Raw genomic sequence first — 20,927 nt, 5'->3', positions numbered from 1 at the left:
ATGCCATCCCAACAACAGGTTCATCTGATTATCAGAAGGCAGAAGGGGCCAAGTGCTCCTGCTTATAGTGAAGAGTTTATCATTCCATATCGGTCGAATATGAATATTATATCTGCTTTAATGGAAATACAAAAGGACCCTGTCAACAGCAAAGGAGATGCAACAACTCCAGTTATTTGGGAATCTGTTTGCTTGGAGGAGGTCTGCGGGGCTTGTTCAATGATCATAAATGAAAAGCCGAGACAAGCCTGTTCTACACTGATTGATCAGCTCGAACAGCCAATCAGGATCGAGCCACTTAGCACATTTCCCGTGATGAGGGACTTGGCTGTGGATCGTCAGCGTATGTTCGATGCTCTGAAAAAGGTCAAAGCATGGATTCCAATTGATGGTACACATGACTTAGGGGCAGGTCCAAGAATGCCAGAGAATACCAGACAATGGGCTTATGAGCTATCAAAGTGCATGACTTGTGGCTGCTGTCTTGAAGCATGCCCGAATGTTAACAGTCAATCTCCATTCATTGGACCAGCACCCTTATCACAAGTCCGGCTATTTAATGCTCATCCTACAGGAGAGATGCATAAGGCAGAAAGGCTTACCGCAATTATGGGTGAGGGGGGAATCACGACATGCGGAAATTCCCAAAACTGTGTTGAAGTCTGCCCAAAAGGGATTCCATTAACGACCTCAATAGCTCACCTGAATCGACAGGTAACCATCCATTCCTTTAAATCTTTCTTCGGGGCTTACTAAAGGCGAAATAAGGTAGCAGTGATCAATATGAAAAAATAAAAAAGCGAACCGGATCCGGTTCGCTTTTTAGTAACTTGCTACTTCACAAGATGTATAAAAAATCATCCATTATAAACTATTGCCGCGGTACAAAATTCCACTTGACCATTTTTAACCTAAACGACGCAAGCCCTACCTCTCTTGCATCCTTACGGCTCCGAAGCCGATCCAGTGTGAATAAGTTGTTACCAAAAAATAAAAGCAGAACGCCATTAATTGTTTACATAATATTTGTTGTGATTCAAGTTACTTCTTTTTTGGCGAAGCTTTATTATTATATGTTGTTTTCCAGCAGATGTCAACAGGTATTTACAAATGTTTGAAATCCTTACTTTTTACGTAAGTTTTCCTGTGCCATTTTTACAAGCTCTCTTACCATGCTGCCTCCGAGTCGGCCTCCAACCTTTCCTGCTTCCCGAGTAGAGAGATTGCCGTTATAGCCCTTGTTCAGGGGAACGCCAACCTCTCTGGCAGTTTCGAATTTTGCATCCTCAGCTTTCATCGTACCAGCTACCTGAGCTTTTAAATCATCCAGTGCTTTCCTGGCTTCAGGTACTAGAATCTTATTTCTTCTGGCCATTGATGGTCCCTCCATAGATTCTTTTCTCTTATTATTGGTCAGAAACTGTTTAATTATTTCATAATGGCACAGGGGGTTTTAGCTATTCCAATAATGGGTAAATATAATGTCTATTTAATTTATCCTCATACTTATCAACAATTAAAAGTTAGTGTTATTAAGTACTCCACAGATTTATCCACATTATCCACAGAAATAAGGGTGAGATATGGGAGATGCTGTAAAACTTGTTTTTTTTAAGCTTTCTGAAAAAATATCAACAGTATTCACATTGATGTGGATAAATATTTTTTGAACAATTAGTGAAACACCTTGTTAAATGATTTAGCTGGTAGTAAAGTATAAGTATCAAAAGTTAGTGAAAATATTCACAAACAAACTGACTTGAGATATCCCCCTTCCCTTAATCGGAAAAGGCAGAATCATTAGATTCTGCCTTTTCCTTTTGTTGGGTTATTTTCTCCTGCTTTTTGCACGCTCATCCGCAGCCTTGGATCGTGCCATTGCTTCAAGGTCATCGTGGTCAGCTAATTCGCGATTGAATTCCACGTCGACCCCATCTGATTTCATGTTCTTCGGCACTTGTGGAAGAGATGCTTTGTTACGGTCACGTGTTTTATGTCCATGTGATCTTCCCAATCGAAAAAACCCCTTTCAAATTGAAAAAGTACGGAAATGGATCATTTCCGTACTTTTATGTTCTTCCAAAAGAGGAGGCTTAATGCCTAAAATCTCTTTCCATTTGCATAGCCGCCAGCTCGGTCTGCTTTCTTGAATTCACGGCTGTATGTAACTTCCTGCATGCTTGACAACGTACTCTTTGTCTTATCTCTTTTCTTCTTATCCATCAAAAATCCACCCTTTCAATGTGATGTACCTTACAAGTATTTCCTTGTTGAAAGGGATTAAACAGCATTACTTGCTTAAAATTTCTATAAGAGCTTTTTCGAGCTCGGGATACTGGAAAGAGAAGCCTAAGTTAAGCAGCTTTTCTGGTATGGCTTTTTGCCCTTCCAGCACAAGAATGCTCATTTCCCCGAGTGCAATTTTAAGTGCAAAAGCAGGCACAGGCAGCCAATGTGGCCGATTCATCACTTTGGATAAAGTCTTTCCAAACTGATCCATGGTCACTGGGCAGGGAGCAACGAAATTAACAGGACCCTCTAATTTTGAAGATTCTATTGAAAGTATGATGCCGCGTATGACATCGGTAATATGAATCCAGGAGAGCCATTGGTGACCAGTACCCACTTTTCCGCCGCCAAAGAATTTATATGGCAGGACCATCCTCGGCAGGGCACCTTCATTTTTATCAAGAATCAAGCCGAATCTGCACAGTACGACACGAGTGCCAAATTCCTTCACCTCGTTGGCAGCAGATTCCCAGCGCTTGACTGTATCAGCCAGGAAGTCATTTCCTGGACCAGACTGTTCATTGAATTCTCCTGCCAGAGAGGTCCCGTAATATCCAACAGCACTAGCATTGATTAATACATCAGGTTTATTTTTCAATGCCTTAATGATCCTTTTCACTTCAGTGGTTGCTTTAATTCGGCTGTCTATAATTTTCTGTTTGTATTCTTCCGTCCATCGGCCATTGATAGTCGCACCTGCCAGGTTGACGATCGCATCAATGCCCTCAAGCTGACTTTCAGGCTGGTCTCCGGGATTTAGCCACTGAACAAACCGTTCACTTTCGGTGCTCTGCTCTTTGACTTTCCGGGTTAAAATAAACACTTCATGTCCATTGCGTACCAGCTCATTGGATAATGCTTTGCCGACAAGTCCTGTTCCACCTGTGATGGCTATTTTCATGGTCATCCTCCTAACTATACTCTTGACTATATAGTACTGCTTTTAACATGATAAACCTTCTTTGAATGTGTTAAAGTTTCTATAGAGGTGAAATAAAGATGCCAGTCATTACAAAGATTTCCGTCCAAAAACACAATAAAGACAGATACAGCATTTTTACCGACAGCGGAAGGGGAGAAGAGTATGCCTTCAGCGTCGATGAAGATGTGTTAATCAAATATAATTTAAAAAAAGGGATGGAACTGGATGACTTCGCTGTCACGGAAATGCTGTTCCAGGACGACATCCGGAAAGCCTATAATACGGCAATCAACTATCTTTCACACCGCATGCGGTCAGAATCAGAGGTCCGTGAACACCTGAAAAAGAAAGAAATATCGGATTCTGTCATCAAAGAAGCAATCCATAAATTATATGAGTTAAAGTTCCTGAATGATGAGGAATTTGCCAAGGCATTTGTCCAGACCAAACTGAATACGACGGATAAAGGTGCAGATGTCATCAAACTAGAGTTGAAGGAGAAAGGGATTGCGCCAGATTTAATCACAAAAGCCATTGAAGAGGTTTCATTCGATGAACAGCTGGAAAAGGCGATCAAGCTGAGTGAAAAATATGCTTTGAAAAATAAGAAGGACTCTTCAAGGATCTTAAAGCAGAAAATTGAGCAGATGCTGAAACGGAAAGGATATTCTTTTCCCATCATACGTGCTGCTTTGGATGAAACAGAAGTAGAGAAAGAAGCCGATGCTGAAATGGATGCACTAAGGGTTCAAGGTGAAAAGCTCCATAATAAATATAGTAAACTCCCGGAGCGTGAATACCGTCAGAAGCTGAAGATGGCCTTGTATCGTAAAGGATTTCCCATGGATTTAATTGATGTATTCATCATGGAAAAAGAAAATGAGGACTAAAAAATCATGACACTTGTCATGATTTTTTAGATTCTATCACAATCTCTGGTTGGTCAAGGTTGTTCACGATGATTTGGGCCACCTCTGCAGCTGACCGAAGTCTTGATGGATCTGCCACATGCTTGCTATCATCCCAGAATGGCGTATTCATACCGCCCATATAGGCGGCGACGAATCGGGTCCTAGTTCCTTCATACTCCTTCTGAAGGCTTTCAGTGAAGCCCCTGACTGCGAATTTACTGGAGCAATAGACAGCTTCATTCTTTTTTCCGCGGAGACCTGCTGTGGAAACAATGTTCAAGACCAGCCCCTCATCATTCTGTTCAAGATAGGGGAGGAGTGCTTTCGTCATATTGATGGTTCCAAAAACATTCGTCTGGAACATTTCTTCAATTTCAGTATCTGAGACTTCTGTGAACGGTCCGAAATATCCAAGGCCGGCATTATTCACAAGGCCGTATATTTCATGCTTCTTGCTGATCAGCAGCGCTTTTTCCTTAATATCTTCAAGGTTGCGCAAATCAAGCTGGACCGCGGTGGCACTTCCTCCAGACTGTTCGATTTGCACCTTGACAGTGTTTAGCTTATCTTCTGTTCTTCCTGTTAAAATCATATGGAATCCCTGATTGGCCAAGAGCAATGAGAGCTCTTTCCCAAGGCCAGTACCGGCACCAGTCACAATGATTGCTTTCATGATAGCCTCCTTAAGATAACATGCTATAATTTAGTTATATCTTAAATGCTTGTATGTTAAAAGCGAGAACAATCCAGGAGTGAATGAAATGGGCAGAGAAAAACGATACAGCGAGATGAATGAATACGAATTGAACCAGGAAATTGCCAGTCTTCGCGACAAGGCTAGAAAGGCAGAGCAGATGGGAATGGTAAGTGAACTTGCCGTTTACGAACGTAAAATTGCCATGGCCAAATCATACATGCTCAACCCGGATGATTTTAAACCAGGCGAAATCTACGGTATCGATGGGGACCCCGGTTCCTTTTTCAAAATTGATTATATGAATGGGGTATTTGCGTGGGGTGCACGTCTTCATGGCGATGGAAGAGAAGAAGCACTGCCGATTTCCCTGTTATTGAAATTAGAGCAAAACCAGAGTAACTAATATCTGGTTTTGCTCTTTGCTTGCGCCAGTCTTTACATTTTAAACCTAAAGTTTATTGATGGTCTTTTATGACCGCTGAAGTATCATCTTCACGGTGAGATGAGGCGTACATGCGCTCCTGTGGATGAGTATTGATGGTACCATCAGCTCTTCTAGAAGCGTATTCCGCTTTTGCCCGAGGTTCGCCCTCGAGCTTATTATTGTTCTGATTCGGGAAGTTGGTTACTTTATTTCGCATATTGCCCTCCGTGACGGGTAAAATTACGTGTATGCCGAAATAGCTGCACGCATTTATAGTATTAGATTTAAAACACCCTTTCATGACTACATAAAATATTGGCAAAGGATGATCATAATTGCAGGAAACTATTGAGAAATCTGGCAAGCCTGCTGCAAGAAAAAAACAAAGACATCACCTATGAGCAGGCATTGACCTGGGTGGAGCTTTTATGGGGAGACTTCGAATCCACCTACGCAAAAGCAGGACACAAATACATGGGAAGCGAAATGACCGAAAAAGTAGTTCGCCAATGGATCGATAACTACGGCGAGCAACTCCACGAATTCGTTGCCAGGAATCCGAAGTATAAACATTTATTGAACCAGCAGGATACTGGTCATACACATTAAAGTGAAAATCCCCATTGAAGATGGGGATTTTTTTGTTTATGTCCGATCAACTACTAGGTTCACCGCTATAGATGTCCTTATGTATGGCTTTTTACTCTCATAGGGGTCTCGTTCTCTTCGATAGCTGCCCTTATGTATGGTTATGCTCTCTCATAAGGGTCCCGTTGTCCTAGATAGCTGCCCTTATGTATGGGGTTACACACTCATAAGGGTCTCGTTCTCTTGGATAGATACCCTTATGTATGGTTGTACTCTCTCATAAGGGTGCCGGTGTCCTCTAAAGATACCCTTATGTAGTGCTTTGCCCTCTCATAAGGGTATCGATCTCTTTGATAGATCTTATTACGCTATCTTCCACGTGGGAAACAAACATAAAAAACCGGGTGATAAATCACCCGGTAATTAATTACCCTTCTCCAGGAAGGAATTCCAATTTCTTTCGTAATTTTTCCTCACTGTAAATCCAGCCGGTGTAGGAGCTGAGTATTTCCAGGTCCTTGCTCAGGTTCACGACAGCGACAAATGGATAGTGTCCGTTGCTGCGGTAGCGCAGATCAATGAACCTTACTTCATAGTATTCATCGTATTCATCGCATTCCCATCGGTACACTGGTGAGAAGGACAGGAACGCCGACAGGTTCTTGTCTTTTTTTGCTGCTTCCAGCACTGGAGTTTCGGGCACTGGTACGCGATTGAATTGATCGAGGATCCTCACGTGGTGCTTGTGTCCCCGGCCGACAAAGAATTGGTGTTTGTTCATGACTGCTACCCGCCAATGATTGAATTTCATGGTTGGGGCGATTATGATATCTGTTGCATCCGGAACAATATTCTCAACGGCCCTTCGGATGCGGAATTTCATAATAAAGCGATAAATGTAATAGAACACCAAGATGCCATAAATCGTCAAGAAGGTATATCCAGGGTGATATCCAAATGCCCAGAGGAACAAACCAACGACATGAATCGCAAAAATAATTGGGTCAAATGTGTTGATCACCCCTAGGGCGACCCATTTCGACGAAAAAGGCCGCAATGCCTGTGTCCCATATGCATTGAAAATGTCGACAAAAACATGAAGGAAAACAGCTATAAATGTCCAAATCCATAAATGCAGCAAATTTGCTTCTGGGTAGAAAAAGTAGATTGTCCCAGAAATAAGCAGCGGCCACAGGAGGACTGCTGGAATCGAATGGGTAATGCCCCGGTGGTTTCGTATATAAACAGCGTTATTCCTTAATTTCAATACAGTATCTATATCAGGGATTTGCGAACCGACAAGTGTAGCAATCAAAACACTTGAGGCAGTGGCGGTGCTTTCGCTGACAGCAGGGTCAAGCGTAGCCAACCCGCCCAGAGCGAATCCCATCACAACATGAGTTCCTGTATCCACGGAAACAGCCTCCTTTTATAAAGATTCATGTTACTCGTAACCAGAGTCTGGCAGTGAAAAGTCCTTGTCACAAAGCGAATAATAGTTTACTTTTAAAGGGCTGTGTCAATCAGTCCCTTCACGAAATTGCAAAGGAGCTGAATAAATTGATTCAGATGATCGTCCAGTACGAAGTGAAGCAGAATCTGCTTAGCCAATACCAAGAAACAATTGATAAGATTTCGACCATGCTTCCTGACTTTGAAGCTGATATGTTTTCGTGCAGCCAGTCGGAAGAACGGAATATCTTTGTTGAATCATTCTATGTCCCGACTGAAGCCCATTACCACGCCCTGAAAAAAATGCGGTTATCCCGGAATCATTCCGTATTTGGAATCCTAGAAGACTTTGTTCCGGGCGGATTGGAACGAATGGGTTTTCTGGCGATTAAGCAGAAGCGTTAATATTATATTCCCAAATTTCCGGAAAGTTTAACACCTGGAGGAACAAAAGTGGCAACTGAGATCAAGAAATGTATAGATAAAATGGATATAAAATCCTTTCAGGATGACTTGATAGGATGGTTTGAAAGTGAGCAGCGTGAACTGCCATGGAGAAAGGATCAGGATCCTTACAAAGTGTGGGTATCAGAAATCATGCTCCAGCAAACTAGAGTAGATACTGTCATCCCTTATTTTAATCGATTTTTGGAAAATTTTCCAACAATAGAGGCGCTTGCTGCCGCTGATGAAGAAAAAGTCCTTAAGGCATGGGAAGGACTCGGTTATTATTCCCGTGTACGAAATTTACAATCCGCAGTTCAAGAAGTAAATGTAAAATATGGCGGAAGAGTACCGGATTCACAGGAAGAGATTTCTGCCTTAAAAGGTGTTGGTCCCTACACAGCCGGTGCAATCCTGAGTATTGCCTATGGAAAACCCGAGCCGGCGGTAGATGGAAATGTCATGAGGGTATTATCCCGTATCTTATTGATTTGGGAGGACATCGCCAGGCCTGCGTCCCGTAAAATTTTTGAAGCATCAGTGAGGGAATTGATCTCCCATGAGAACCCCTCCTATTTCAATCAGGCGCTAATGGAGCTAGGGGCCCTTATCTGCACCCCGACATCTCCATCCTGCCTGCTCTGTCCGGTCAGGGAACATTGCGAAGCATTCCACGAAGGAGTGCAAAATGAACTTCCTGTAAAAACAAAAAAGAAAAAGCAGAAAAATGTTCAGCTTGCTGCCGGGATATTTAAAGATGACAGTGGTAGGATTTTAATCAGGAAAAGACCTGGAACAGGCTTGCTGGCAAATTTGTGGGAGTTCCCGACAGTTGAACTGACCCTCGACTTCCAGCGGCAGAGGGATCAGTTATCGGAGCATTTTGAAGAAGTTTATGCCTTAACACCAAAAATAAACGAATCGATAGGGGAAATCGACCATGTATTTTCTCATTTGGTATGGAACATACAAGTATTCAGCGGACAATTTACGGGCGAAATCCCAGAGACTCCACAGTTGAAGCTGGTGACTGAAGAAGAGATTCAGGAATTTGCCTTCCCGGTACCATACCAAAAAATGCTGAAGCAATATCTGGATTCAAAAAAGGCTGACTAATCATATTTAGATTAGCAGCCTTTTCAGATGATTAATCGTAACTCACTTTCGTTCCATGCGTATAATCGGCTTCTCCGCGGCCCAAACCGCCTCGGCTTTCGATTTCTTCAACAATCTCTCTGTGAATCGTCTGGCCCTCGACATTCAGGTATGGCACCATTTGCTGGAGAGAGTGATGGAAAAAGGCCAGCTCACTATCCTTCCAATCCGTTTTGGGCATCATCGATAATTCAGTCATATCACGGCCTACATACATTGGGATCATCCTTTCATAAAAGTGTTGGTCTACAGAATAGTGTTTTCAGTACGGGGGTTTTTTATCACAGCTTAAAAATTAGATCCTTGTTGTCATATATACCTGAAAAAGCTAAAATGAAACAAAATTAAGGTTCCGCTTTTTTTAGCGCGTAACTAATAGAAAGGGTTTTTTAGATGACACAAAAAGTTGCACTTATTACTGGAAGCAGCCGGGGAATCGGTAAGGCTGCTGCACTTGAGCTCGCAAAAGAGGGATATGACATAGTCGTCAACTATGCCCGCAGCAAAAAGGGAGCACAGGAAACAGCAGAGCAAATAGAAGCTCTTGGCAGAAAAGCCCTTGTCGTTAAGGCGAATGTTGGGGATGTAAGCAAGATCAAAGCAATGTTTGAACAAATCGATGCAGAATTCGGCAGGCTGGATGTGTTTGTGAACAATGCAGCTTCAGGTGTGCTTCGACCGGCAATGGAACTTGAAGAATCGCATTGGGACTGGACGATGAACATCAATAGTAAAGCGTTGTTATTCTGTGCACAGGAAGCGGCGAAACTGATGGAAAGGAATGGCGGCGGTAAAATCGTCAGCATCAGCTCGCTGGGCTCCATCAGATATTTGGAAAACTATACAACGGTAGGGGTTTCAAAGGCTGCCCTGGAAGCATTGACACGCTATCTGGCTGTAGAACTGGCCCGAAAAAACATCGTTGTCAATGCTGTTTCAGGCGGAGCGGTCGATACCGAAGCACTGACGCACTTCCCAAATAGAGAGGAACTCCTTGCTGAGGCAAAAGAAAAAACACCAGCAGGAAGAATGGTTGAAATCGACGATATGATCAATGCGGTCATGTTCTTGCTGAAGGACGAATCCAGCATGATTCGCGGCCAGACGATCATAGTCGATGGCGGAATATCCCTATTGGTATAGGGAAAATATTGGGTTGATTTGGTAAAAAAAGTTTGGATATCTCCCTCATCGGATGGTTATTCTATTATTCGTGGAGGTGATATACGATGGCAAAACAACCTAACAAATCTCAAGCTGGAACTAACATTCAAGAAGTGAGACAACAAAACGCTCAATCTGCTGGTGGCCAAGGTCAGTACGGTACTGAATTCGCGAGCGAAACAAACGCTCAAGAAGTACGCCAGCAAAACCAGCAAGCTGAAGCTCGCAAAGGCCAAAACTCTGGTCAACAGAGCTAATATCACCTTTAATGAAAGGCACTCTCATTCGCAGAGTGCCTTTTCCAATTGACTTCTATATTCTGTCTGTCGGGCATTCATCATTCGACAAAGGTTCCGAATCCTCTACATAACTAGTCAAAGGAATTCCATCGTCACCCAAGAATACAATTAGGAGATAAATTTTACAGGCGGTGGAAAAGCATGGATAAATTTAACGAATTGGTTTCTTCACAAATGCAAACGATGGAAAAGCTTCTTTATCTGCAGTCTGAATTGGAAAGATGCCAGGAGATTGAAAAGCAGCTGGATGCCCTTAAGCAAAGCGTAGAATTAGAGGAACTTCGCTTGGAAATCGATCTGAAAAAGCAGGACCTGCAGGAGATCCACCGGATGTTTGAAAAGCAGACGGAGGAAGTCATCCATACGTATCAAGAGCTTGCCGTTTCCTTTCGTTAAGACTCCTGTATTCATTTAATAGGAATAAAATGTGGATTTTTAAAAAAATTCAAGCAAATTTATTGGGCGATCGAGGAAATCGATGGCTCTTTTGTTTTAAATTCTCACGTTAACCGTTATAATAATAAAAAAAAGGAATCGTTCTTTGTTGCCTTTTGTCGTTTTGAAGGAAATAGATACATATACATGAATAGGTTGCAAAGTTTCCGGGAAAGGAAAGTAGGGGAGAAGAACATGGGCGTACCCACAGAAGGTGAACCGATCCAAATCCACAGTTATAAGCATAATGGGCACATCCATCGAGTCTGGGAAGAAACTACCGTCTTAAAAGGAACGCAAAATCTTGTGATAGGCGGAAATGATCGGACAGTCGTGACTGAGTCAGACGGGAGAACTTGGATTACGAGAGAGCCTGCAATCTGTTACTTCCATTCTCAGTTATGGTTTAACGTTATTGGAATGATTCGGGAGGATGGCGTGTATTACTACTGCAATATTAGTTCGCCATTCATCTTTGATGGAGAAGCACTGAAATATATTGATTATGATCTCGATATTAAAGTTTTTCCAGATATGACGTTTAATCTGCTGGATGAAGATGAATATGAACGCCATCGCAAAGAAATGCAGTACCCTGATGTTATCGATAAGATTTTAAAATACAATGTTGAAAAGCTTAAACGCTGGATCAGGCAAAGGAAGGGCCCGTTTGCGCCAGATTTCATCGACATTTATTATGAACGGTATTTGACTTATCGTCGTTAGCCATACAGGGTAGACAAGCTTCAGCCTGTTGATTTGATTCAACAGGTTTTTGTTTCGTGCAGACAGCAAGGCAAGGCTCCATAAGGGGGAACTATAAATTGGGCAGCATCCGCAGATACTTAAAATTCGTCAAACCATATCGGCTGCAAATCATTGGAACAATCTTCATCGGTATTCTTAAATTCGCCATACCACTGTTGATTCCACTATTAATCAAATTTGTCCTTGATGATGTCATCGGCAGTGACACACTGACCAAGGATGAAAAAATAGATAAACTGGTCTGGGTAATGGGCATCATGATCGTTGTGTTTGTCGTGCTCAGACCACCTATTGAGTACTATCGTCAATATTTTGCTCAGTGGACTGCGAGCAAAATCCTGTATGACATAAGAGACAGACTGTTTACCCATATGCAGCGTCTCAGCTACAAATATTACTCCAACACGAGAGCAGGAGAGGTCATCTCAAGGATGATCAATGATGTCGAGCAAACAAAGACCTTTGTTGTTACAGGACTGATGAACCTGTGGCTTGACGTTGCTACGATAATGATAGCAGCTGCTATCATGTTCACGATGGATGCCCAGTTGACATTTGTTTCGCTGATCCTCTTCCCGTTCTACGCTTTTTCGGTAAAATATTTCTTCGGAAATCTTCGGAAACTTACGAGGGAGCGATCCCAGGCGCTTGCGGGAGTACAAAGCTATTTGCATGAGAGGGTAGCTGGAATCTCAGTTATCAAAAGTTTCGCAATTGAGGATTATGAGCAAACACAGTTTGATCAGCAGAATAAAAACTTTCTGACAAAAGCGCTTGAGCATACAAGGTGGAATGCAAAAGCATTTGCGGTGGTCAATACGATCACGGATATCGCGCCGCTCCTTGTTATTGGCTTTTCCGGTTATCAGGTCCTTCAAGGCAATTTGACAATTGGGGAAATGGCCGCTTTCATCGCCTATATAGACCGCCTTTATAATCCACTCAGAAGGCTCGTGAATTCATCTACTACATTGACACAGGCGATTGCGTCAATGGACCGCGTTTTCGAATTCATGGATGAAAAGTATGATATCAAGGATTCCACAGATGCGATTGAATTGAAGAAGGTACATGGGGATATTTCATTTAGAAATGTAAGCTTCTCTTATGAGGAAGACGGGGAGACGGTACTCAAGAATTTAAATATAGAAGTCCAAAAGGGAGAAACAATTGCCCTGGTCGGCATGAGCGGCGGTGGGAAATCCTCGTTTGTCAGCCTGATTCCTAGATTCTTCGATGTTACCGAGGGCCAGATTCTCCTCGACGGAAAGGATATCCGTTCGTTCAAGGTCCGTTCCCTGCGGGATAAAATCGGCATGGTAGCGCAAGATAATATTTTGTTCAGCGAATCCGTTAAATCAAATATCCTATTAGGCAGGCCGGGAGCAAGAGATGAAGAAGTGATTCAGGCCGCAAAGGCAGCCAATGCCCATGATTTTATTATGAGTCTGCCAGAAGGCTATGATACGAAAGTCGGTGAAAGGGGAGTCAAGCTTTCCGGAGGCCAGAAGCAGCGTGTAGCGATTGCACGAGTGTTCCTGAAGAATCCGCCGATTTTAATACTTGACGAAGCAACATCAGCTCTGGATCTTGAAAGTGAACACCTTATTCAAGAAGCGATTGAAAAGCTGGCAAAAGACAGAACAACATTTGTTGTAGCCCACCGTTTATCCACGATAACCCATGCCGACAGGATTGTCCTGATTGAGCACGGTGAAATCGTTGAGGACGGCAGCCATGATGAACTGATGGCAAAGCAGGGTGGATATCATAGACTATTCCAGGTCCAGCAGCTGGAAAATTAACTATACTGCAAAAAACCGAGGCGTTTCCGCTTCGGTTTTTTATTTTGTCTGTGAAACAAAAACGTTCGCGAGCTATTTATTAGCAAAGTGAGACAACTGCAATAGTTACTTTTTCCGCATTCCATTAGTGTCATAATTTATCAGCTTTTGACATACAAATAGTACCAATTACCTAAAACGATTCAAAATTATTATTATATTTAAATAATTTAGAAAAATCAGTGGACTATCTTGGTCTATTTAATATAAAATGTTTTACACAGACAAAAGATTTTTATTCAACAATAATATCTCGGTAATAGAAAGGAGTAGTAAAGTGGTACATGCTCCGGTTTTGGATGTGAAGAATTTAAGGACATCATTCATCACAAAAGACGGTGAAATTCCAGCAGTCGATGATGTCAGCTTTTCGGTTAACAAAGGAGAAATCCTTGGGATCGTCGGAGAATCAGGGAGCGGGAAGAGCGTAACTTCCTTATCCATAATGAAGCTGATTCCCCAGCCTCCGGGAAAAATTGCTGGAGGGGAAATCCTCCTTAATGGGGAAGACCTCGTTCACGCTTCCGAAAGGAGAATGCGAGAAATCCGAGGCAATGATGTCGCGATGATTTTCCAGGAACCGATGACATCATTGAATCCACTATTCACAATTGGTGAACAGCTCGTTGAGGCGTTGAAAATACATAAGAAGCTCGGCAAAAAGGCTGCCTATCAGCAGGCTGTGGAGATGCTTAAACTAGTTGGACTTCCAAGAGCAGAACAAATCATAAAGGAATATCCTCATCAGCTTTCAGGAGGAATGAGGCAGAGGGTCATGATTGCGATGGCACTGAGCTGCCACCCCCGAGTGCTCATTGCTGATGAACCGACAACTGCGCTTGATGTAACCATCCAGGCGCAGATTCTGGCTTTGATGAAGGATCTGAACGAAAAGCTTGATACGGCGATTATCATGATTACGCATGACCTCGGTGTTGTCGCAGAGGTCTGCCAGCGTGTCGTTGTTATGTATGCCGGGAAAATTGTGGAGGAAGGGCTTGTTGGGGATATTTTTAAAAATCCAAAGCATCCTTACACTCTCGGCTTGCTCAAATCGATTCCGGATATAAGGGATAAGCAGGAGCGGTTATATTCCATTCCTGGTAATGTTCCGAAGCCAGGGTCTATCAAGGTGGGCTGCAGGTTTGCGGCAAGATGCGAATTTGTGATGGACAGATGCCTGAGCGAAGATCCTGAACTCTATGAAACTGGCAGTCCTGGCCATACTGTTCGCTGCCTGCTGCATGAGAAGGAGGGAGTAGCCAATGCCCGAAGTACTGTTAAAAGTTGATGGATTAAAAAAATATTTTCCGATTACCGGGGGAGTCCTTGGCAAACAGACTGGAAGTGTCAAAGCTGTTGATGATATCAGCTTCTGGGTGAATAAAGGGGAAACACTTGGTCTTGTTGGCGAGTCAGGGTGCGGGAAATCCACTACCGGAAGAATGTTGATGCGCCTGATCGATCCAACAGAGGGGCAAGTCGTTTTTGAAGGAAAAGATCTTGTGACTCTATCCGACAACGATATGCGCAAGGCCCGGAAAGATATGCAAATGGTCTTCCAGGATCCATTTGCTTCACTGAACCCGAGACATACAGTCGAGAAAATCCTCGAGGAACCTTTGATCGTCCATGGAATAGGGACGAAGAAAGAACGCAAGCAGATGGTCAAGGAAATGCTCGAAGTAGTAGGTCTCAGCAGCTATCATGCTAAGAGGTATCCACACCAATTCAGCGGCGGACAGCGCCAGCGAATTGGAATTGCCCGGGCGTTGATGACGAGGCCGAAGTTGATCATAGCCGACGAACCTGTGTCCGCACTCGATGTGTCGATACAATCACAAGTACTGAATCTGCTGGAGGACCTGCAAGCGGAATTCCAGTTGACTTATATTTTCATAGCCCACGATCTTGGAGTTGTCCGGCATATCAGTGACAGGGTGGGGGTCATGTATTTAGGCAGACTCGTAGAGATCACGGAAGCGGATAAGCTGTACGATAATCCACTTCATCCGTACACGAAAGCCTTGCTTTCAGCCGTACCAATCCCGGATCCTGATGTGAAAAGGGAGCAGGAGCTCCTGACAGGGGATCTTCCAAGCCCGGCGAATCCGCCACAGGGATGTGCATTCCATACAAGATGCAAAGAATGCATGGAAATTTGCAAGACTGATAGACCTGTACTGAAAGAAATTGAACCTGGTCACTTTGCTGCCTGCCATCTATATTCCTGATTAACTGGAATAGACTTTAATTCCATAAAATCTGGAATGAATGCAGGGAAAAAAGCATAGATGATAGATATTATGGACTGGATATATAAAACCAGTCCGAAAAAACAAGGGGGAAGAATATGAAAAGGCGTTTTGGATTAATGTTTTTTGCTTTTATCCTCATCCTTAGCCTAGGGCTAGCCGGCTGCAATAATGACTCCGGCGGGACGAAAACAGGCGGTGAGTCTGGTTCAGATGGTGGATCATCATCAGGAGGGACTCTTGTATTCGGGCGCGGTGGCGATTCAACATCGCTTGACCCTGCGGTGACAACTGAAGGTGAAGCTTTCAAAGTAACTAAGAACATCTACGAAACTCTTATTGAGTTCGGCGAGCAGGATACTGAGATTCACCCAGGTCTTGCAGAAAGCTGGGAAGAGTCCGAAGATGGTTTGAAGCATACGCTTAAACTTCGTAAAGGTGTCAAATTCCATGACGGCACTGATTTCAACGCTGAAGCTGTAGTATTCAACTTCGAGCGCTGGAAGGCCGGCAATAAAGAACAATTCTATTACTATAACTCACAATTTGGTGACGTAATCAAGGAAGTTAAGGCAGTAGATGAGCATACAGTTGAATTCACGTTGAACCGTATTCTTGCTCCATTCTACAAAAACCTTGCAATGTCTCCATTTGGTATCGCAAGCCCTGCTGCAATCGAAAAGCACGGAGATAAATTCATTGAAAACCCAGTAGGTACTGGACCATTCAAGTTCAAGGAATGGAAGCGTAACGACAGGGTAACTCTTGTGAAAAACGAAGATTATTGGGAGGAAGGGCTTCCGAAGCTTGATGAAGTCATTTTCCGAGTGATCCCTGAAAACTCTGCGCGTTTGAATGCCTTGAATACTGGTGAAGTAGATATTATCGATGGAGTGAATTTCAGTGATGTCGAGTCAATTGAAAACAATGCTGACCTCCAAACATTCTATCGTCCTTCATTGAATGTTGCTTACCTTGGATTGAACAATGAACGCGGGCCAATGAAAGACAAAAAGGTTCGCCAGGCATTGAACTATGCGGTCAATAAGCAAGCGCTCATCGATGCTTTCTATGCTGGTGCTGCTGAGCCTGCGAAAAACCCAATGCCGAAATCGGTAGCTGGCTACAATGATGGTGTGGAAGCTTATGAATATGATCCAGAGAAGGCAAAGGAACTTCTTAAGGAAGCTGGATATGAAGATGGTTTTGAAATGGAACTATGGGCAATGCCAGTTGCAAGACCTTATATGCCAGACGGAAAGAAAGTTGCTGAAGCACTTCAGCAAGACTTTGCTGAGGTTGGTGTAAAAGCAAAGATTGTTTCTTATGAGTGGGCAACATACCTTGAAAAAGCACGTATGGGTGAAGCAGATACATTCTTGCTTGGCTGGACTGGTGACAATGGTGACGCTGATAACTTCCTGTATGTCCTTCTAGATCAGGATAACATCGACAGCAATAACTACGCACGCTACGCTAACCAGGAAGTACATGACCTCTTCATCAAGGCTCAGTCTACAAATGACCAGGCTGAACGTGAAAAACTGTATAAAGAAGCTCAATTGTTAATTAAGGAAGATGCTCCTTGGATTCCGCTTGTCCACTCTGAGCCTGCACTAGCAGGAAGAGCAGACGTTACTGGATTCAAGGCACATCCAACAGGATCTGACCTGCTTGCAACGGTTGAATTCAAAAAATAATGCATCAGGAAAAGGGAGAACATATGCATTCTCCCTTTTCTTTTGAAAAGAAAAATATTAAATCAATTTGAGTAATGTCTAGCTCCAGCGCCTAGCCCCTCGAGTCGCTTGTCTAGTTCGCCTCCTAGAAACTCCGAAACTTCAACTCCGCCGGCAGAAGCAAAAAGCGCTTCTTTGTCGGAGTCTCCAGTTTCTGCGTTTCTGGACAGTCGGCTATACATTTCGGATTCGGTCCGCCCAATGAAGTCAAAGAACGACTTCACCGGTCGGCCCTCCAGCGCTTGTCGGGGCTGACCAAGGCGCTTACGCTTTTCATCAAGAAAAGAGGTGGGAAGGTGTTTGCCTATTCTGTCAGAAGGATTTTTTCACTGATTCCTGTACTATTGGGTCTTTCACTTATTGTATTTTTTATGATCAGAGCAATCCCTGGTGATCCCGCCCAAGTTATTCTCGGGCAGCTGGCGACTAAGGAAGCAATTGCAGATTTAACAAGAGAGCTGGGGCTTGACCAGCCATGGTATATACAATATTTTACTTATCTTGGAGGGCTGTTGACGGGTGATTTAGGGGAGTCCCTAAGAACAAAGTCAGCGATCAGCAGTGAAATCTGGCCATATCTTGCAGCAACGATGGAATTATCATTTGTTGCGATGTTAATTGCGATTGTCATAGGAGTAAACGCAGGGATCGTCAGTGCGTGGTTCCAGAATTCCTGGTTTGATTATGGAGCGATGATCCTGGCACTTATTGGTGTCTCGATGCCGATTTTCTGGCTGGGTTTGATGGAACAGTGGCTGTTCGCCATCAATCTTGACGTCCTGCCGACTTCCGGGCGTGAAGAAGTCCGGAATCCAGTCGATGCAATTACGAATTTTTATATCATAGATACCCTGATCCAGGGGCGTACTGACCAGTTCATCACCGTCCTTAAGCATCTGGTGCTGCCGGCAATGGCGCTGGCGACCATTCCGATGGCCATCATTGCGAGGATTACTCGTTCCACGATGCTTGAGGTGATGAGGTCTGATTTTATCAGAACGGCAAGGGCAAAGGGTTTGAGCATGTTCTGGGTTGTCTATAAACACTCATTAAAGAATGCTGTCATCCCTGTATTGACTGTCATCGGTTTGCAGACAGGTCTCCTGCTTGGAGGAGCAATCCTGACTGAGACAATCTTCAGTTGGCCGGGAATTGGCCGCTATATTTACGAGGCGATCAATTATCGTGATTATCCGGTCATCCAGTCCGGAATACTCGTCATTGCATTGATTTTTGTAATGATCAACCTAGTAGTTGACTTATTGTACGCAGCAATTGATCCTCGGATCAAATACCGTTGATGGAAGGGGAGAGAGCAGATGGAGATTTCAACTCAAAAACAAATCCAGCCGCCAACCGTGCAGGTAGAGGAAAAAGTGGCGTCTCCCTGGGCAGAAGCATGGTATAGTTTCAAGAAAAATAAATTGGCTCTGGTAGGAACAATCATCGTTTTATTTTTTATTTTGCTTGCGATCTTCGCTCCTTTAATTGCACCAGAAGGAATCAATGAGCAAAAAATGGAGGTTCGTCTTCAAGCTCCTTCAGCTGACCACTGGTTTGGCACAGATGATTTTGGACGGGATATCTTATCCAGAGTTATATATGGAGCCAGGATTTCCTTATGGGTAGGGACCTTTGCGGTAATGGGTTCAATCGTTGTCGGCTGTCTGTTGGGAATTCTTGCTGGTTACTATGGCAGATGGGTCGATACCATCATTTCAAGAGCATTTGATATCATGCTGGCATTCCCAAGTATCCTATTGGCTATAGCGATTGTAGCCGTTCTTGGACCTTCACTGCGAAACGCGCTGATTGCGATTGCGATTATTAATATTCCGAACTTCGGCAGGCTGATCCGTTCTAGGGTACTCAGCGTAAAAGAAGAGGAATACATCATGGCAGCCAAGGCGATCGGGATGAGGGACAGCAGGATATTGTTCCAGCATATCCTTCCCAATAGTATGGCGCCAATCATCGTCCAGGGTACATTGGCGATTGCCACGGCAATCATTGAAGCGGCTGCGCTCGGCTTCCTTGGATTAGGTGCAGATGCGCCAAATCCTGAATGGGGAAAGATGCTGGCCGATGCGAAAGACTACATGATCCAGGCACCATGGACAATGATTTTCCCTGGCCTGGCAATCATGCTGACCGTACTCGGATTCAACCTGATGGGGGATGGCCTGAGGGATGCATTGGATCCTAGAATGAAAAGTTAGTGGAACTATATGTAATAAGAAAAAGCAGCTGATAAACCAGCTGCTTTTAAATTTCCGTATTTTGATCGATCGTTACATTGCTATCTTCTTTGTGATAGGAATGGAAGCTTGTGACGAGCGTATCTAGGTGCTCTACATGCTCGCCGTATTCCATGATGATCGACACGAGCTGCATGACATGATAAAGCATTTGCCTGTTTGTTTGAGCCAGCTCATCTCTCTGAGCTAAAAATAATTCAAACAGCTGTTCCTTGTTCAGGCAAACCTCACCCTCAATATAGGATGCTTCAGGCCTGACTTTGCCAACGTACTTAAGCATCACCTGCTCATGGTGGTTGATCAGGCAATCCAGCTGATGCTGGATGACTTCCTGGAATTCTACAGGAAGATGATTGAATTCATTTTCATAGCGGTGAAGCCTTTTTAGCGTCTCTAGCGATTTTTTTACCGTGGTGATCATCTGCCTGTAAATGACAAGTTTTCGTGATTTAGCAAGAGGGTTATTTTTAAAATAATCACGTTCTTCCTTATACATCATATATAATTGGTCCAGCTTGATTATACCCTCGCGCAGTTTCTCGATATCTGCCTTCAGGAGCTGGTGCTCGGAGGCGTGACGAGTGCTCAGCCTGATCCACTTCGTAATTTCCTCTGATAAAATAGAACTCTTGTAATACAGCTTATTTTCATATTTGGGCGGCAGGAACACAAGGTTAACAATGAAGGCCGATACAACCCCTAGCATGATGGTCGAGAAGCGGATCAGCGCAAATTGGATGAAGTCATCACCAGGTGTCTCCATGATCGCAATCAATGTGACAAGAGAAAGCGAAATGGTGTTTTCCAGTTTTAGCTTAAGGTTCAAAGTAATAACGAGTACCGCGGCAAGTCCGATGATGAATATGCTGTTGCCGAACGCCATTACGAATAAGACAGCGGTAGCGGCTCCAATTAGATTGCCCTGGATATGTTCAATAATGGATTGATAAGAGCGGTATACAGTTGGCTGCAGGGCAAAAATCGCAGCAATTCCGGCGAAAACCGGTGATGGAAGATCGAAAATATGCGATAAAAATAAAGCAAGTGTGATGGCAATTCCCGTTTTCAGTATGCGGGCACCAAGTTTCATGTGAAGTGAATTCCTTTCATTCAGAGACAGAGAATCTCATTCATTAATTTATACTTTAAACCATTTTGTTCAAAACTAAACAATTATGTACTATACAACGGAAAGCCAATAAGTTCAAGCGTCAATTTTGCGAAAAATAAGCGGGTTTTAAATGTAAGTGGTTACAAGTCTATTAGAATGGAAGTCCATTTAT

Annotated in this window: 26 protein-coding genes; 16 read left to right on the top strand and 10 right to left on the bottom strand. The window is 43.5% G+C overall.

All coding sequences use genetic code 11. The features are described 5' to 3' along the window. On the top strand, positions 1 to 756 hold the full coding sequence (sdhB, locus tag AB5I83_RS11090; protein ID WP_448975337.1) for a succinate dehydrogenase iron-sulfur subunit: 756 nt from the start codon (positions 1 to 3) through the stop codon (positions 754 to 756). A 367-nt stretch (positions 757 to 1,123) separates the two neighbouring features. Here the strand turns inward: sdhB and AB5I83_RS11085 are convergent, their stop codons facing one another. The 4 genes from AB5I83_RS11085 to AB5I83_RS11070 all read right to left on the bottom strand — a co-directional run bounded on the left by AB5I83_RS11085 (position 1,124) and on the right by AB5I83_RS11070 (position 3,190). Continuing rightward, positions 1,124 to 1,375: a small, acid-soluble spore protein, alpha/beta type gene (locus AB5I83_RS11085; RefSeq protein ID WP_448975335.1), complete on the bottom strand. Its 252-nt coding sequence runs from the start codon at positions 1,373 to 1,375 to the stop codon at positions 1,124 to 1,126. A gap of 453 nt (positions 1,376 to 1,828) precedes the next feature. Next, on the bottom strand, positions 1,829 to 2,014 hold the full coding sequence (locus AB5I83_RS11080) for a YfhD family protein (protein WP_448975334.1): 186 nt from the start codon (positions 2,012 to 2,014) through the stop codon (positions 1,829 to 1,831). Positions 2,015 to 2,100: 86 nt separating this feature from the next. Continuing rightward, entirely contained in the window at positions 2,101 to 2,223 is a 123-nt protein-coding gene (locus AB5I83_RS11075) for a YfhE family protein (RefSeq protein ID WP_209438014.1), read from the bottom strand. 67 nt (positions 2,224 to 2,290) lie between these two features. Next, positions 2,291 to 3,190 (bottom strand): TIGR01777 family oxidoreductase, encoded by a 900-nt coding sequence (locus AB5I83_RS11070; RefSeq protein ID WP_448975332.1) that lies wholly within the window; start codon positions 3,188 to 3,190, stop codon positions 2,291 to 2,293. A 98-nt stretch (positions 3,191 to 3,288) separates the two neighbouring features. Between AB5I83_RS11070 and recX the strand changes: the two genes are divergently transcribed. Further along, positions 3,289 to 4,101: a recombination regulator RecX gene (recX, locus tag AB5I83_RS11065; protein ID WP_448975330.1), complete on the top strand. Its 813-nt coding sequence runs from the start codon at positions 3,289 to 3,291 to the stop codon at positions 4,099 to 4,101. 16 nt (positions 4,102 to 4,117) lie between these two features. Here the strand turns inward: recX and AB5I83_RS11060 are convergent, their stop codons facing one another. Next, positions 4,118 to 4,795 (bottom strand): SDR family NAD(P)-dependent oxidoreductase, encoded by a 678-nt coding sequence (locus AB5I83_RS11060; protein ID WP_448975328.1) that lies wholly within the window; start codon positions 4,793 to 4,795, stop codon positions 4,118 to 4,120. A gap of 88 nt (positions 4,796 to 4,883) precedes the next feature. On the opposite strand from AB5I83_RS11060, the gene AB5I83_RS11055 reads away from it, so the two are divergent. Then, positions 4,884 to 5,222 carry a YfhH family protein gene (locus AB5I83_RS11055; protein WP_448975326.1) on the top strand — a complete coding sequence of 113 codons (339 nt, stop codon included), beginning with the start codon at positions 4,884 to 4,886 and terminating at the stop codon, positions 5,220 to 5,222. A 52-nt stretch (positions 5,223 to 5,274) separates the two neighbouring features. Here AB5I83_RS11055 and AB5I83_RS11050 read toward each other — a convergent pair whose 3' ends face one another. Next, positions 5,275 to 5,460 carry a small, acid-soluble spore protein K gene (locus AB5I83_RS11050; RefSeq protein WP_167833416.1) on the bottom strand — a complete coding sequence of 62 codons (186 nt, stop codon included), beginning with the start codon at positions 5,458 to 5,460 and terminating at the stop codon, positions 5,275 to 5,277. Between the two features lie 131 nt (positions 5,461 to 5,591). Here AB5I83_RS11050 and AB5I83_RS11045 point away from each other — a divergent pair, with 131 nt between their 5' ends. Further along, positions 5,592 to 5,852 (top strand): YfhJ family protein, encoded by a 261-nt coding sequence (locus AB5I83_RS11045; protein WP_448975324.1) that lies wholly within the window; start codon positions 5,592 to 5,594, stop codon positions 5,850 to 5,852. Positions 5,853 to 6,258: 406 nt separating this feature from the next. Here AB5I83_RS11045 and AB5I83_RS11040 read toward each other — a convergent pair whose 3' ends face one another. Beyond that, positions 6,259 to 7,245, bottom strand: coding sequence for a metal-dependent hydrolase (locus AB5I83_RS11040; RefSeq protein WP_167834551.1), 987 nt, complete (start codon positions 7,243 to 7,245; stop codon positions 6,259 to 6,261). Between the two features lie 146 nt (positions 7,246 to 7,391). Here AB5I83_RS11040 and AB5I83_RS11035 point away from each other — a divergent pair, with 146 nt between their 5' ends. Further along, positions 7,392 to 7,688, top strand: a complete 297-nt coding sequence (locus tag AB5I83_RS11035; RefSeq protein WP_167834550.1) for a hypothetical protein — start codon at positions 7,392 to 7,394, stop codon at positions 7,686 to 7,688. 81 nt (positions 7,689 to 7,769) lie between these two features. Beyond that, positions 7,770 to 8,843: an A/G-specific adenine glycosylase gene (gene mutY / locus AB5I83_RS11030; protein WP_448975975.1), complete on the top strand. Its 1,074-nt coding sequence runs from the start codon at positions 7,770 to 7,772 to the stop codon at positions 8,841 to 8,843. A gap of 31 nt (positions 8,844 to 8,874) precedes the next feature. On the opposite strand, the gene AB5I83_RS11025 is transcribed toward mutY, so the two are convergent. Next, positions 8,875 to 9,099: a hypothetical protein gene (locus AB5I83_RS11025; protein WP_448975322.1), complete on the bottom strand. Its 225-nt coding sequence runs from the start codon at positions 9,097 to 9,099 to the stop codon at positions 8,875 to 8,877. Positions 9,100 to 9,275: 176 nt separating this feature from the next. Between AB5I83_RS11025 and fabL the strand changes: the two genes are divergently transcribed. From fabL to AB5I83_RS10985, 8 genes are all read left to right on the top strand, one after another. Then, positions 9,276 to 10,025 carry an enoyl-[acyl-carrier-protein] reductase FabL gene (fabL, locus tag AB5I83_RS11020; protein WP_448975320.1) on the top strand — a complete coding sequence of 250 codons (750 nt, stop codon included), beginning with the start codon at positions 9,276 to 9,278 and terminating at the stop codon, positions 10,023 to 10,025. 86 nt (positions 10,026 to 10,111) lie between these two features. Beyond that, on the top strand, positions 10,112 to 10,303 hold the full coding sequence (locus tag AB5I83_RS11015) for a gamma-type small acid-soluble spore protein (protein ID WP_167834547.1): 192 nt from the start codon (positions 10,112 to 10,114) through the stop codon (positions 10,301 to 10,303). A 183-nt stretch (positions 10,304 to 10,486) separates the two neighbouring features. Beyond that, the gene (locus tag AB5I83_RS11010) at positions 10,487 to 10,741 is read left to right on the top strand and encodes a YgaB family protein (RefSeq protein ID WP_448975318.1); all 255 of its coding nucleotides are present in this window, start codon (positions 10,487 to 10,489) and stop codon (positions 10,739 to 10,741) included. 234 nt (positions 10,742 to 10,975) lie between these two features. Next, positions 10,976 to 11,506: a nucleoside tri-diphosphate phosphatase gene (gene ntdP, locus AB5I83_RS11005; RefSeq protein WP_041967592.1), complete on the top strand. Its 531-nt coding sequence runs from the start codon at positions 10,976 to 10,978 to the stop codon at positions 11,504 to 11,506. 98 nt (positions 11,507 to 11,604) lie between these two features. Then, positions 11,605 to 13,353 carry an ABC transporter ATP-binding protein gene (locus tag AB5I83_RS11000; protein WP_448975316.1) on the top strand — a complete coding sequence of 583 codons (1,749 nt, stop codon included), beginning with the start codon at positions 11,605 to 11,607 and terminating at the stop codon, positions 13,351 to 13,353. Positions 13,354 to 13,669: 316 nt separating this feature from the next. Further along, the gene (locus AB5I83_RS10995; protein WP_448975315.1) at positions 13,670 to 14,683 is read left to right on the top strand and encodes an ABC transporter ATP-binding protein; all 1,014 of its coding nucleotides are present in this window, start codon (positions 13,670 to 13,672) and stop codon (positions 14,681 to 14,683) included. Then, positions 14,658 to 15,626 carry an ABC transporter ATP-binding protein gene (locus tag AB5I83_RS10990; protein WP_448975313.1) on the top strand — a complete coding sequence of 323 codons (969 nt, stop codon included), beginning with the start codon at positions 14,658 to 14,660 and terminating at the stop codon, positions 15,624 to 15,626. The genes AB5I83_RS10995 and AB5I83_RS10990 overlap by 26 nt, the downstream gene beginning before the upstream one ends. A gap of 119 nt (positions 15,627 to 15,745) precedes the next feature. Beyond that, the gene (locus tag AB5I83_RS10985; protein WP_448975311.1) at positions 15,746 to 17,347 is read left to right on the top strand and encodes an ABC transporter substrate-binding protein; all 1,602 of its coding nucleotides are present in this window, start codon (positions 15,746 to 15,748) and stop codon (positions 17,345 to 17,347) included. A gap of 62 nt (positions 17,348 to 17,409) precedes the next feature. Here AB5I83_RS10985 and AB5I83_RS10980 read toward each other — a convergent pair whose 3' ends face one another. After that, positions 17,410 to 17,610 (bottom strand): hypothetical protein, encoded by a 201-nt coding sequence (locus AB5I83_RS10980; protein WP_448975309.1) that lies wholly within the window; start codon positions 17,608 to 17,610, stop codon positions 17,410 to 17,412. A gap of 72 nt (positions 17,611 to 17,682) precedes the next feature. Here AB5I83_RS10980 and AB5I83_RS10975 point away from each other — a divergent pair, with 72 nt between their 5' ends. Then, entirely contained in the window at positions 17,683 to 18,687 is a 1,005-nt protein-coding gene (locus AB5I83_RS10975) for an ABC transporter permease (RefSeq protein ID WP_448975307.1), read from the top strand. Positions 18,688 to 18,705: 18 nt separating this feature from the next. Beyond that, positions 18,706 to 19,605 carry an ABC transporter permease gene (locus AB5I83_RS10970; protein ID WP_448975305.1) on the top strand — a complete coding sequence of 300 codons (900 nt, stop codon included), beginning with the start codon at positions 18,706 to 18,708 and terminating at the stop codon, positions 19,603 to 19,605. Positions 19,606 to 19,651: 46 nt separating this feature from the next. Here the strand turns inward: AB5I83_RS10970 and AB5I83_RS10965 are convergent, their stop codons facing one another. Next, the gene (locus AB5I83_RS10965; RefSeq protein WP_448975303.1) at positions 19,652 to 20,734 is read right to left on the bottom strand and encodes an aromatic acid exporter family protein; all 1,083 of its coding nucleotides are present in this window, start codon (positions 20,732 to 20,734) and stop codon (positions 19,652 to 19,654) included. Positions 20,735 to 20,927 lie beyond the last annotated feature (193 nt).

Source organism: Mesobacillus sp. LC4, from assembly GCF_053543455.1.
This window is presented reverse-complemented; position numbering and strand designations above follow the sequence as displayed.